Below are 14,045 nucleotides of genomic sequence, written 5' to 3' on the forward strand. Positions count from 1 at the left end.
AGAGTGCATGAAAAAACTGGAATTACAAAAATGCATTGTCGGAAGTGTATACACAAACTGCTACTTCCTCAAAAATAAAGAAAATGGTGAACTGCTGATCGTGGATCCGGGAGATGCGGCGGATACGATCGAGCGCAAAGTTTCCGAGATGCAGGGCAAGCCTGTCGGAATCCTTCTGACGCATGGTCATTTTGATCATATCATGGCAGCAGATGAGGTAAGAAAGAAATACAATATTCCAATCTATGCAAGCGAAAAAGAAGAGACAACACTTCTGAATCCGAAGGTGAATCTGTCAGTGTTTGGCCATGGAAGCTGTACACTGGATGCGGATGTTTATCTTAAGGATCTTCAGACCGTAGAACTGGCCGGATTTTCAGTACAGATGATCGAGACACCGGGACATACTGTTGGAAGCTGCTGTTATTATATCAAGGATGAGGGTGTGCTTTTCAGTGGCGACACCGTATTTCATGGATCAGTAGGAAGAACGGATTTTCCGGAGGGCAGCACAGCAGCAATCGTCAGAAGCCTTCATCGTCTTCTGGATGCACTGCCGGATGAGACAGAGGTATATCCGGGGCATGATGCATCGACAACAATCGGTTATGAAAAGAGGTACAATCCATTTGTATAAGATTGATATACTTTTTCTTGATAAAGAATTTGAACATGATATTTATGAACTGATCCGTGCTTTTTATCCAGGAAGTGAAATCACTTCTTCCTATGATGAGAGAAAGGAAGGCTGTGATCTTTATTTCCGGATCGAAAAGCAGGATGAGTCCTGCATGATCCGCTATGAGGATCATGAGAACAAAGGTGTGACAAGTGCAGAATTTGTAGAAGGGCAGTCTTCGGATGCCCTTGTTTCTTGTTCGGCGTCAGAAGATGCTGATGCGAAAGAACAGGCACATGCAATCCGTAAAGAACGCAAGGACATCGTGAAACTGGCACTGTACAGGTTATTGGTCAGCCTGACGGGCAAAACCCTTCCATGGGGAAACCTGACCGGGATCCGTCCGGCGAAGCTGGCAATGGGACTTATTGAGTCCGGAATGAAAAACACAGAAGCAGCGCAGGAAATGAGAGACCGCTACATGGTCAGCCCCCAGAAAACTGCACTGGCGATCACGATCGCAAACAGAGAGCGGGAAATCCTGAAGGACATTGATTATGAGAATGGTTACAGTCTTTATGTCGGAATCCCGTTCTGCCCGAGTATCTGCCTTTACTGTTCTTTTAGCTCTTATCCGCTGAAACAGTGGAAGGACAGGGTAGATCTGTATCTTGAGGCTTTGTGCAAAGAAATCAAAGCTGTCTCTGAGATTATGAGACAAAAGGGTAAAAAACTGGACACTGTCTACATCGGAGGCGGAACACCGACTACTCTGGAACCAGAACAGCTGAAAGTCCTGTTTGATTCCCTTATGGAACATTTTGACTGCGAGCACCTTGTGGAATTTACGATCGAGGCAGGAAGACCGGACAGTATCACCAGAGAAAAACTGATGATGATCCGAAATTACCCTGTCACGAGGATTTCTGTAAATCCACAGACCATGAACCAGGAGACACTGGATATCATCGGACGCAGACATACGGTACAGGAAACAGAGCAGGCGTTTAAACTTGCAAGAGAGTGTGGCTTTGATAATATCAATATGGACCTGATCGTGGGACTTCCAGGTGAGGACAAAGCGATGGTGGAGCATACATTAGAGGAAGTCAGACGGCTTGCACCTGACAGTCTGACGGTACATTCCCTGGCGGTAAAGAGAGCAGCGCGCCTGAATATGTTCAAAGACAAATATCAGGAAATGACGTTTGAGAACAACCAGGAGATCATGGATATGACCATGAAAACAGCCTATGAAATGGAAATGGGACCTTATTATCTGTACAGACAGAAGAATATGAAGGGTAATTTTGAAAATGTAGGCTATGCAAAGGTTGACAAAGCCGGGATTTACAATATACTAATTATGGAAGAAAAACAGCCGATCATTGCCCTTGGCGCAGGCGGCTCATCCAAACTGGTCTTTGACCATGGCAGACGCATCGAGCGTGCAGAGAATGTCAAAGACGTAACTAATTATATTTCCCGTATCGATGAAATGATAGAAAGAAAACGTGCAGGAATACAGAAATGGCTCTAGGCAGGAGGTATATACGTTGGAAATGACACAAGAAGAAGAGATAAAGTCCCCGGACAGGCTTCTGGAATTTGATCTGTCTGCCGAACTGAATCACGGAATTGCGGTCAGTAATCTTGCGTATGCGGTAGCGAAGGAGCTGGGGCAGGATGAGGAGTTCTGTTATCAGCTTGCCATTGCAGGAATACTTCATGATATTGGCAAACTGAAACTTACAGGATACATTAACGGACAGGAAAACGATCCGCTTCTGATTGAGGAACTGAAATATGTCAGGATGCATTCGACACTTGGTTATGAAGAACTGAAAGATCAGGATTATTCGGAAACAGTTCTTCAGAGTATCCTTTATCACCATGAGAATTATGACGGAAGTGGATATCCATCCAATCTGTCCGGTGACAGTATTCCCCTGGGCGCCAGGATCCTGAGAGTCTGTGATGTATATGCAGCACTGATCTCAGACAGACCTTACCGCAAGGCATTTGATGTAAGCAGTGTGATAGAGCTGATGATCGATGAGATCAAAAACTTTGATATGGAAGTTTTTCTTGCATTTCAGAGAGTGGTACATGATAACAAATAACAGGAGGACAGCATGGCATTAAAGAAAAAACCGGTAACCGGTATGAAAGATATTTTACCAAAGGAAATGGAGATCCGTAATTATGTGATGAACATGATCCGTGAAACTTACGGCAAATTCGGATTTACAGCAATTGAGACTCCGTGCGTGGAGCACATCGAGAATCTCAGCAGCAAACAGGGTGGGGAAAATGAGAAACTGATCTTCAAGATCCTCAAACGTGGAGAAAAACTGAAACTTGATACAGCAGAGTGTGAGGCAGATCTGGTAGACTCCGGACTTCGTTATGACCTGACTGTACCGCTTTCCAGATATTATTCCAACAATGCCAGCCAGCTTCCGGCACCATTCAAGGCACTGCAGATGGGAAATGTATGGAGAGCAGACCGTCCGCAGAGAGGCCGTTTCCGTCAGTTCATGCAGTGTGACATCGATATTCTTGGTGAGTCCACATACCTTGCAGAGATCGAGCTGGTCATGGCGACTACCACACTGCTTGGCAAACTGGATTTCCATAACTTCACGATCCGTATCAACGACAGAAAGATCCTCAAGGCTATGGCACAGTACAGCGGCTTCCCGGAAGAAAGCTTTGATACTGTATTTATCATTCTTGACAAGATGGACAAGATCGGTCTTGAAGGCGTAGCAGAAGAACTCGAAAAAGAAGGCTTCAGCAAAGAAAGCATTGATACATACCTTGGTATGTTCAAAGAAATCACTTCTGACATTGAGGGCGTACGCTACTGCAAGGAGAAACTGAGAGATGTCCTTGATCCGAAGGTTGCAGAAGATCTGGAAACTATCATCACAGCAGTAGATTCTGTAAAGAACGCAGATTTCAAGATCTCCTTCGATCCGACTCTGGTTCGTGGAATGTCTTACTACACAGGTCCAATCTTTGAGATCGCAATGGATGAATTTGGCGGCTCTGTCGGCGGCGGCGGGCGTTATGATGAGATGATCGGTAAATTTACAGGTCAGAATACATCTGCATGTGGATTTTCCATCGGATTTGAGAGAATCGTTATGCTGCTTCTGGAGAGAGGATATGAGATCCCGACAAGCGCAGCCAAGAAAGCATATCTGATCGAGAAAAACATGCCGGCAGACAAACTTCTTCCAATTCTGAAACAGGCAGAAGAAGAGCGTAAGAACGGCGTTCAGGTCAATATTTCTATCATGAAGAAAAACAAGAAATTCCAGAAGGAACAGATGACCGCAGAAGGATATACAGAATTTGTAGAATTCTTTAATAAATAATATAAATGCTTCAAAAGGAGAAAAATCATGGCTGAAAGTATGAAAGGTCTGCACAGGACATGCCGATGTGCAGAAGTAACAAACGATATGGTCGGCAGCAAAGTAACTCTGATGGGATGGGTTCAGAAGGCCCGCAACAAAGGTGGACTTGTCTTTGTTGATCTTCGTGACCGTTCCGGAATCATGCAGGTTATTTTTGAAAATGGCGGCATTGATGAAGAGGGATTCGAAAAAGCCGGCAAACTGAGAAGTGAGTTTGTGATCGCAGTTACAGGTACTGTTGAGAACCGTGGCGGCGCTGTAAATGAAAACCTTGCTACAGGTGCACTCGAACTTCGTGCAGAATCCTTAAGAATCCTGGCAGAGTCCGATGTTCCGCCTTTCCCGATCGAGGAAAACAGCAAGACAAAAGACGAGATCCGTCTGAAATACCGTTACCTTGACCTGAGAAGACCGGACCTTCAGAGAAATCTGATGATGAAGAGCAAAGTTATGATGCTCACCCGTAAATTCTTCACAGACGAAGGATTCCTTGAAGTTGAGACACCAATGCTTGGTAAGAGTACACCGGAAGGTGCAAGAGATTACCTTGTTCCGTCCAGAATCCATCCAGGTTCTTTCTACGGACTTCCACAGTCTCCGCAGCTTTACAAACAGCTTCTGATGTGCTCTGGATATGACCGTTATATCCAGATCGCACGCTGCTTCCGTGATGAGGACCTTCGTGCGGACCGTCAGCCGGAATTTACGCAGATCGATATGGAGCTTTCTTTCGTAGATGTTGATGATGTCATCGACGTAAATGAGAGATTCCTTGCATACCTGTTCAAAGAAGTTCTTAATGTAGATGTTAAACTTCCGATCCAGAGAATCACCTGGCAGGAAGCTATGGACCGTTTCGGTTCTGACAAGCCGGATATGCGTTTTGGAATGGAACTGCATGACGTAAGCGAAGTAGTTAAGGATTGCGGATTTGTAGTATTCAAGGGTGCTCTTGAGGCAGGCGGAAGTGTTCGTGGTATCAACGCAGAAGGCCAGGGCAGCATGCCGCGTAAGAAGATCGACAAACTCGTTGAGTTTGCAAAGACTTATGGTGCAAAAGGTCTTGCTTACATCGCGATCGCAGAAGACGGCACCCGCAAATCTTCTTTCGCCAAATTTATGACAGAAGAAGAGATGGATGCACTTGTTCAGGCTATGGAAGGTAAGCCGGGGGACCTGCTTCTCTTTGCAGCAGACAAGAACAAAGTTGTATACGATGTTCTCGGAGCTCTCCGTGTAGAACTTGCAAAACAGATGGATCTTCTTGATAAGAATGAATATCGTTTCGTATGGGTAACAGAGTTCCCGCTTCTTGAGTGGAACGAAGAAGAAAACCGTTACACAGCAATGCACCATCCATTCACCATGCTGATGGATGAAGATATCCCGCTGATCGAGAGCGGAGATCTTGGAAAGATCCGTGCAAAAGCATACGATATCGTACTGAATGGTAACGAGATCGGTGGTGGTAGTGTTCGAATCCACCAGAATGATATCCAGGAGAAGATGTTTGAGATGCTTGGCTTCACCAAAGAAGCTGCTTATGAACAGTTCGGATTCCTCCTGAATGCATTCAAATACGGAGTTCCGCCTCACGCTGGACTGGCTTACGGACTTGACCGTCTCGTAATGCTGATGGCAAAAGTTGACAGCATCCGTGACGTCATCGCCTTCCCGAAGGTAAAAGATGCTTCCTGCCTGATGACAGAATCGCCGAGCAGAGTAAGCGAGCAGCAGCTTGAAGAACTTGGACTTGAGACAGCTCCGGAAGAAGCTGAATAATTAATTATATACAAAAACTCCCGCCAGCCTGTGATATAAAGGTCTGGCAGGAGTTTTTTGATCTGGAGAAGGACGAAAGTTTATTCTTCGTAGGAACTGTCATCGGATGCAGTGTCATCTTCATAATTATCAGCATTTGCGTCATCATCCGAAAAATCGTAGCCGGAATCGAAATCTTCTTCATCGATATATTCGGAAGAATCAGACAGTGTTTCGTCAGATGGTTCGGAGTTACTTTCATCATTTGAAAGTTCGCTGTTTTCATCTGGGACAGGTGTGGTGCTGAGCGTTCCAAATATAGCATTTCCGATGGCTTCACTGTTTTCCAGGAGTTTCCAGGATACACCGTCGTTGGTAAGATGAAAAGTAACAGAAGAAGTGACGGTATCTGTGTTTTCCTTAATGCTGTTAAGGAGAAGTTCCAGAGAATGCTCATATCTTTTGGAAGAACCATCAATGACGGCATCAACAGAGGAGAGATAAGTATCCCGGCTGCTCTGATAATCAGAAAGTATGGATGCACTGTCAAAAGTTGTAATTTCTGTAGTTACGACAGCATTGTAACTTTGAATATTGCAACTGGTGATCTGATAATCAAGAGTTTTGTGAACCTGATCGACAAGAGCTGATGCAATGGAATTCTTGGCAGAATCTGAAGTGTTCAAAAGACTTTCCAGACCAAGATAATTTCCCATTTGTTTAGAATCCATGGTTTTGAGGGTATCTAAATAGACGGACAGTGTTTCTTCTGGAGACATGAGATCACTGTCGGACAGATAAGTCATAAGACCGCCGACAAGATCATTTTCCAGAGAATGGGTCCGTATGATCTCCCATTCCTGTTTGGAAGTACCCTTGTCTGTGAGCCTGATGGTACATTCCGTTTCCATAGTTTCATAGTGATTCTGCTTCAACAGATCATCAAGGATCAGATAACGGTCCTCCATGGAAGTTGTAGTTTCTTCGGTGTCTGCTGAATCAGAACTGGCTGCCTTGAGGATTGCTGCTTTGAGGGAAGCTTCGGCGTAATCGGAAGCTAAGGTCTGAGCATCTATGGTAGTCAGCTTTATCTTTGCTGTGGCTTCTTTTTTATCTTCGTCGACGTCAAGATCAAGAATTTGATAATCAAAATCCTGAAAGAAGAGAGAAAAAACTTCTTCTACTTCCTGGGAAAGAGAAGTTTCCGTTGTTGCGTCGGGGAACAGTTCTTTATAGGATACATATTTCTGGGCAGTATCGGAGTCCAGATTCTTGAGGAGATTCAGTTCGTTGCTGATCACTGTTTTTACATCGGTTTTATCGAGGTGGGAACAGCCGCCAAAACAGACAACTGCAAGGATAAAAACGAAAAGAGAGATCAGATTTTTGGCAATCTTCATAAGTATCTTTCCTTTCAAAAAAATATTCTTATACATTTTACCAAAAATCAGCTCAAAAGTCAAAAAAATGGATATTTTACTCTGTTTTTGGAAAGAAAACGTGAAAAAAATGTGAAAATCTTAATGATTTTGTGGAAGACTTTCTTTTTTGGAAACAATCTGCTATGATAGGTAAGATAAAAAAGTAGCTGTTACAGAATTGTAGCAGTAATCATGTAACATAAATTAAGAAACAAAAAACGACAGGAATATGTCAGAATGTCCGATGGCGAAGGGCTGTAAGGAGGAAACTTCATATTATGAAAAAAAGAATTCTGATCCTTTTGGGGATCCTGATAATAGGAGGAGGCGCAGCGGGAGTCTGCTGGAAAACAGGAGTGTTTGGACAGCAGGAAGTCAGCGGAGATGTTATATATGTAACACTGATCAGTGAGATCAATGGAGATGCTGCAGGTGTATCCAACAGATATGCAGGCACGGTAGAACCGCAGGAAACGGTTGAGGTGGAACTGGAGAGTGGAAGATCTGTCAAGGAAGTCCAGGTCAAGACAGGAGACCAGGTCAAAAAAGGACAGCTTTTGTTTGAATATGATCTCAGCAGTATTCAGGACAGCCTGGAGGAAGCGCAGCTGGAACTGGACCGTCTCAAGAATGAGGAGTCCAGCCTGAATGATCAGATTGCTACTCTCGAGAAAGAAAAGAAACAGGCATCTCAGGACAATCAGCTGTCTTATACAATTGAAATTGAGACAAACAAAATGAATCTCAAAAAAAATGAATATAATCAGAAAAGCAAGCAGGCAGAAATTGATAAACTGCAGAGCGCAACAGGTAATACTGAGGTGAGAAGTTCGATTGATGGTGTAATTCAGAAGATTGACACATCTAAATTATCAACAGATGATGGAGACAGTCTGGATGACAGTGCTAACGATATGTCTTCTTATTCTGATACAGGAAGTGGAAGCAGCAATGCATTTATTACGATTCTGAGTACTGGTTCGTACAGAGTCAAAGGAACTGTAAATGAACTGAATATCCAGAACATTGTAGAAGGAGAACCGGTAATTGTCCGGTCTCGTGTGGACAGCAGTCAGATCTGGCATGGGACCATGGGTACTATTGATAAGGACAGTGCAACTACCAACAGTAACAGCAACAGCTTCGGTATGATGGATGCAAGTGGAGATTCCCAGACTTCTTCAAGTACCTATCCATTTTATGTGAATCTTGATTCTTCTGACGGTCTCATGCTTGGACAGCATGTTTACATAGAAAATGACGAAGGACAGGAAGATCAGAAAGCAGGCCTGTGGCTGAGTGAAGTGTATATTTCAGATACAGATACTGACCAGCCGTATGTCTGGGCAATGGGTAAGGACAAGAAACTTGAGAAGCGCAGCGTGATTCTTGGACAGTATGATGAAGAACTGGGAGAATATGAGATCGTAGACGGACTTACGAAGGATGATTATATTGCTTACCCGGCAGAAAATCTCAAAGAGGGAATGGCAACGACCAAAAACAGAGAAGAAGCTGTTGAGTCAGATAATGTAGATATGGAGCCTGTTTCTGATATGAGTTCTGATGAACTTCCGGCAGATGATAATATGGATAGCATTGACTACGGGTATGACGGAACAGACGACACCATGATAAGTGATTACGATACGGGTGATATGACCGATGATTCTGAAGAGATGACGGATGACTGGGAAATAGATGATGGAAGCTGGGATGATACGGCAGATATGACAGATGGTGATCTCCCGGACGAAGATCTGGTCCCGATACAGGATGATACGGAGGCAGAGTAATGATCTTGGAATTAAAAGGAATCTATAAGGATTACCAGCAGGGCAAAATGAGCGTTCCGGTACTGAAAGATATCAACTTTTCCATGGAAGAGGGAGAATATGTGGCAATCATGGGACCGTCCGGTTCAGGCAAGACAACACTTATGAATATCATAGGATGTCTTGACAAACCGACAAAGGGAGAATTTTTTCTGGATGGTCAGGAGATTGGAACCTGTTCCGAAAATGACATGTCAGATATCCGTCTGAACAAGATCGGTTTTGTTTTTCAGAGTTTTCATCTTCTTCCGCGGCAGTCAGCAGCAGCAAATGTGGAACTTCCGCTTAACTATGCCAAAGTTCCAAAGAAAGAACGCAGACAGAGAGCCCTCAAAGCACTGGATCGTGTAGGACTTGCTGATCGAGTTGACTTTAAGCCGAACCAGCTTTCCGGAGGACAGATGCAGAGAGTGGCGATCGCCAGGGCAATCGTAAACAGTCCGAAACTGCTTCTTGCAGATGAACCCACAGGAGCACTGGACAGTAAGTCCGGAGCACAGGTCATGGAGCTTTTTCAGAAGTTAAATGATGAGGGGGTAACAGTCCTGATGATCACGCATGATCCGGAAATCGCAGCACATGCGAAACGTGTAGTAACGATCCGTGACGGTGAACTCAGGGAAAAAGAGGTGAATTCATGAAGAAAAAAATCATCATAGGAGTTCTGATCGCTGCATTGATAGCGGGCGGTACTGCCGGTGGTGCAGTTTATTACAGAAAATCACATCAGAGTGAAGTGTCAGTTGTAAGTGTGGACAGCCTGGCGAGTCAGTATTATACGGATGATACCAGCCTGGAGGGAAATATCGCTACAAGTGCAGTTCAAAGTATTACCATAGACAAAGACATGATCGTTCAGGATGTTTATGTATCAAAAGGCGATACAGTAAAAAAAGGAGACAAACTGGTTTCTTTTGATATGACACTGGTGCAGATGGAACTCAAGATCGCGAAACTGAAGCAGGAACAGCAGGAACAAAATCTGGCAAAGGCACAGAAACGACTTGCGAGTCTTCAGAATGGAGGTCCTGTTGAGGAAAGCGATGCAGGCAGTGATTCTCTGAATGCAGACCAGCCATCGGACACAGATACAAGCAGCACCGGAGATGAGCTGGCTTCGGCTGGAAGTTCCCTGAACGGAGTTTATCTGGCAGCAGTAATGAATCCAATTCTGGCGGCAGCCATGCTGGAAAGCACAGCTTCGACCGAGGATTTTACGGATACGCAGCAGGAAGCTTCCTCTGAGGAAGCAGATACGAGCGCAGATGTGGATTTTGGTTCTGATGATACAGGGGAAGATGATACGGAACCTACGCCGATTCCTGAACAAACAGAAACACCGGAAGAGACACCGATACCAACACCAACGGAAACACCGGGAGCAGATCAGCCGCAGGACGATTTTGTGGATGATGTAAAAATTGTGGATATAGCACCAGGTGAGAATAAAGATAAACTGATGGATGGAGAATCACAGTTTGTGAAGATCCTGAATGATGAAACAGAACCTATTACCGGAACTGGTACAAAGGATGATCCGTTTGTGTTCCTGTGTGACTCGTCCGAAGGATATGTAGTTGCAAAAGGTTCTTTCCTTAACAAAATGGCACAGTTTAACAGTGACGGTACAAGAGATGCGGGAAAGACAGGATACTGGTATCAGCTGGAATTTCATCAGAATAATCAGGTGACAGATTATCAGGACAGAAAGTCATCCTGTATTGGGTATTATCTCATTGATGGAAATCTTCTTGACAAACGTGTAGATAATGATTCGGAAATTGAATATACACTGGATGGTGCAAGTCAGTATGAGGATGAATTACCAGATGATGGTGGAGATTATGATAATGCGGATGATTCAGGAAACGCTTCAATTACCAGAGATGAAGCAATCAAAATCCAGAAATCAAGAATTCAGAGTCTGAGTCTGGATATTCGGGAAAGCAAACTGAATATCAGTAAACTGGAAAAGAAGGTTCAGAAAGAAACGATTTACAGCAGACTGGATGGAACTGTGGCAAAGGTTGGAGATTCCACAACTTCATCTTCTGATGGAAGCACTTTTATGACAGTTAAGAGCAAAGAAGGATACTATGTTAAAGGAACGGTAAGTGAACTGATGCTGGATCAGATAAAGGAAGGCACAGAATTGAAATGTTCCACTTCAAATGGTGACTTTAATGCAAAGGTGGCATACGTGTCCGAGTATCCTGTTTCGGGCGATTCTTCCTATTATGGAAGTGGGAATCCGAATGCTTCTTACTACGAATATACAGCTACTATAGAGGACAGTTCCGTTAAAGTATCAGATGACGACTGGCTTACGGTTATGCTGGCAGGAAATGTGGTCAGCAATGGAATTGTTCTGGACAGAGCATTTGTCCGCACTGAAAATGGAGTCAGCTATGTCTACAAGGATGATAATGGTGTGCTGAAAAAACAGATTCTGAAAGTGGGAGGCAATGTAAACAGTGGATACAGTGTTCTCGTAACAGGAGGAATCACCAGAGAAGACAAAATTGCTTTTCCTTATGGCGATGATGTTGCAGATGGTGTCAAAACAAAAGAAGTTTCAGCAGACGAAATGTATGGCTACTAGGAAGGTGGGAATTTATGCTTGAAAATATCAGAATATCCATTCAGGGAATCTGGTCTCACAAAATGCGATCCTTTCTGACAATGCTTGGTATCATTATCGGTATTGCCTCCATTATTGCAATCGTTTCAACTTTGAAGGGAACAAATGAACAGATCAAGGAAGACCTGATCGGTGCGGGTAATAACACGGTTTCCATTACGCTTAATTATGGAGACAGTGCTTATGACCAGGATTACGGAATGAGTGATGGGAAAGCTGCACCGCTTCTTTCAGATGAACAGAAAGAAGAAGTACGGAAACTGGATCATGTAGAGAATGCGACATTTTTTTACAGTCGTTCTTATGCGAGCAACGTTTATTATCAGAATGTCAGTTTCCAGGGCGGAAGCATTTATGGAATAGACATGGAGTATCTGGAAACTCGCGGGTATATGGTCAGAGCGGGTAGAGGTTTTGTACAGAAAGATCTCAATGAGATGAGAAAGGTCGTTCTTGTGGATGATAATGCAGCAGAGAATCTGTTTGCAGGAGAGAACCCGGTAGGTAAGACGATTGAGATTGGATCAGAACCGTTTACCGTTGTCGGGGTTGTTCAGCAGAGTGACGACTATCTTCCGAACATCAAGACGATTGACGAGTTCAATGAATATTATCAGACCATCATGGGAACAGTTATGATCCCGGAAACCACCTGGCCGACAGCTTTTCAGTTTGACGAGCCGCAGAATGCAGTGATCCGTGCGGATTCTACAGACAATATGAGTTCTGCCGGAAATGCAGCAGCGGAAGTTATGAATCAGGAAATTGATACAAATTCTTCCAAGTTCAAATACAAGGCTGACGATGTGATGCAGCAGGTAAGAAATATGCAGAAACTCAGCGAAAGCACCAATACACAGCTGATCTGGATCGCAAGTATTTCTCTGCTGGTAGGAGGTATCGGTGTTATGAACATCATGCTGGTATCTGTCACAGAGCGAACGAGTGAGATCGGTCTAAAGAAAGCGATCGGAGCAAGAAAAAAGGTCATTCTTTTCCAGTTTCTGACAGAAGCGGCCATGCTGACAAGTATTGGCGGTATCATTGGAGTTATTGTCGGAATTGTCCTGTCGAAAGTGGTCTCCAAGCTTTCGGGAGCACCGACGGCAATCAGTATTCCGGCGATCATCGGATCCGTAATATTTTCCATGCTGATCGGAGTTATCTTTGGACTGCTCCCATCTGTTAAGGCAGCAGACCTGAACCCGATCGATGCACTGCGAAGTGAATAAGTCAAAAATCCGTTACTGTGAACGGAGTGAACAGTAACAAAAAACCTCTATGGTTCCCGGGAACCATAGAGGTTTTTTTATATAAAATGTAAAAAATATCTGGCTTTTATATTTTTAATTGAGATACCGGGTGAGATGTGCTAAACTATAAACAGTATGCAATGATTCAATAAGGATATGAGTATTGTTATCTGAAAGCAGAAAAACACATGAGGAGATACAGTATGGGAAAAATTGCGATTGTAACAGACAGTAACAGTGGCATTACACAGGATGAAGGACGAGAGCTTGGAATCTCTGTTCTTCCGATGCCTTTTTATATTAATGATGTTATGTATCTTGAGGGAATCACACTTTCTCAGGAAGAATTTTATGAGAAACTCAAGAACGATGAAGCAATCTCTACTTCACAGCCAAGCCCGGCAGAAGTCTGCGGACTGTGGGATAATCTTCTGGAGGAGTATGATGAGGTTGTACACATTCCAATGTCCAGCGGATTAAGTGCAGCATGCGATACTGCAACAGCACTTTCCAGAGAATATGGCGGCAAAGTACAGGTTGTCAACAATCAGAGGATTTCCGTAACACAGCGTCAGTCCGTTCTGGATGCACTGGCACTGCGTGATGTAGGCAAGACAGCCGCAGAGATCAAAGAAGTTCTCGAAGCAGAAAAAATGGAATCCAGTATCTACATCACACTGGAAACACTGAAATACCTCAAAAAAGGCGGCAGGATCACTCCGGCAGCAGCAGCGATCGGAACTGTCCTCAACCTGAAACCGGTTCTTCAGATCCAGGGAGAGAAGCTGGATGCCTATGCCAAGGTAAGAGGTAAGAAACAGGCAAAGAAAGTCATGCTCAAAGCAATGAGAGAAGACTGGGACAGCCGTTTTAAGGAATATGCAGAAGCAGGAGAGATGTGCCTCCAGATGGCATATACAGGAAATAAAGAAGAAGCAGAGGAATTCAAGAACGAAGTTCAGGCAGCATTCCCGGGTCTGGACATCCATATGGATCCGCTTTCTTTAAGTGTAGCCTGCCACATCGGACACGGAGCACTCGCCGTAGCCTGCTCCAAAAAAGTAACTGTAAAATAAGGAGATATGAT

11 protein-coding genes are annotated in these 14,045 nt (G+C 44.0%); 10 read left to right on the top strand and 1 reads right to left on the bottom strand.

Annotated features, from left to right (window positions below; translation table 11 throughout):
- Positions 1 to 7: 7 nt before the first annotated feature.
- Genes WMO75_RS05625 through aspS form a run of 5 tightly spaced genes read left to right on the top strand, consistent with a single transcriptional unit; the run spans position 8 to position 5,829 of the window.
- Positions 8 to 637 carry an MBL fold metallo-hydrolase gene (locus tag WMO75_RS05625; protein WP_302701034.1) on the top strand — a complete coding sequence of 210 codons (630 nt, stop codon included), beginning with the start codon at positions 8 to 10 and terminating at the stop codon, positions 635 to 637.
- Positions 609 to 2,159: a coproporphyrinogen dehydrogenase HemZ gene (gene hemZ, locus WMO75_RS05630; RefSeq protein ID WP_118252654.1), complete on the top strand. Its 1,551-nt coding sequence runs from the start codon at positions 609 to 611 to the stop codon at positions 2,157 to 2,159. The genes WMO75_RS05625 and hemZ overlap by 29 nt, the downstream gene beginning before the upstream one ends.
- Positions 2,160 to 2,181: 22 nt before the next feature.
- Positions 2,182 to 2,742 (top strand): HD-GYP domain-containing protein, encoded by a 561-nt coding sequence (locus WMO75_RS05635; RefSeq protein ID WP_118252671.1) that lies wholly within the window; start codon positions 2,182 to 2,184, stop codon positions 2,740 to 2,742.
- Between the two features lie 12 nt (positions 2,743 to 2,754).
- Positions 2,755 to 4,005: a histidine--tRNA ligase gene (gene hisS / locus WMO75_RS05640; protein ID WP_118698659.1), complete on the top strand. Its 1,251-nt coding sequence runs from the start codon at positions 2,755 to 2,757 to the stop codon at positions 4,003 to 4,005.
- Positions 4,006 to 4,032: 27 nt separating this feature from the next.
- Positions 4,033 to 5,829, top strand: coding sequence for an aspartate--tRNA ligase (aspS, locus tag WMO75_RS05645; protein WP_022214363.1), 1,797 nt, complete (start codon positions 4,033 to 4,035; stop codon positions 5,827 to 5,829).
- Positions 5,830 to 5,909: 80 nt separating this feature from the next.
- Here the strand turns inward: aspS and WMO75_RS05650 are convergent, their stop codons facing one another.
- Entirely contained in the window at positions 5,910 to 7,208 is a 1,299-nt protein-coding gene (locus WMO75_RS05650) for a hypothetical protein (protein ID WP_349077727.1), read from the bottom strand.
- Positions 7,209 to 7,507: 299 nt separating this feature from the next.
- Here WMO75_RS05650 and WMO75_RS05655 point away from each other — a divergent pair, with 299 nt between their 5' ends.
- The 5 genes from WMO75_RS05655 (at position 7,508) to WMO75_RS05675 (ending at position 14,034) form a co-directional block, all read left to right on the top strand.
- Positions 7,508 to 9,025, top strand: a complete 1,518-nt coding sequence (locus WMO75_RS05655; RefSeq protein ID WP_349077728.1) for an efflux RND transporter periplasmic adaptor subunit — start codon at positions 7,508 to 7,510, stop codon at positions 9,023 to 9,025.
- Positions 9,025 to 9,705 (top strand): ABC transporter ATP-binding protein, encoded by a 681-nt coding sequence (locus WMO75_RS05660; protein WP_118252658.1) that lies wholly within the window; start codon positions 9,025 to 9,027, stop codon positions 9,703 to 9,705. The genes WMO75_RS05655 and WMO75_RS05660 overlap by 1 nt, the downstream gene beginning before the upstream one ends.
- Complete coding sequence (locus WMO75_RS05665) at positions 9,702 to 11,666, top strand: efflux RND transporter periplasmic adaptor subunit (protein WP_022214359.1); 1,965 nt, start codon at positions 9,702 to 9,704, stop codon at positions 11,664 to 11,666. Before WMO75_RS05660 ends, WMO75_RS05665 begins: the two co-directional genes overlap by 4 nt.
- A gap of 14 nt (positions 11,667 to 11,680) precedes the next feature.
- A complete protein-coding gene (locus WMO75_RS05670) occupies positions 11,681 to 12,937 on the top strand; it encodes an ABC transporter permease (RefSeq protein WP_349077729.1) in 1,257 nt (418 codons plus the stop codon).
- A 224-nt stretch (positions 12,938 to 13,161) separates the two neighbouring features.
- Positions 13,162 to 14,034 (top strand): DegV family protein, encoded by an 873-nt coding sequence (locus tag WMO75_RS05675; protein ID WP_349077730.1) that lies wholly within the window; start codon positions 13,162 to 13,164, stop codon positions 14,032 to 14,034.
- The last annotated feature ends 11 nt before the right edge of the window (positions 14,035 to 14,045 follow it).

It is taken from the genome of Blautia intestinihominis (assembly GCF_040096655.1).
In the GTDB taxonomy this organism is placed as follows: Bacteria; Bacillota; Clostridia; order Lachnospirales; family Lachnospiraceae; genus Blautia_A; species Blautia_A intestinihominis.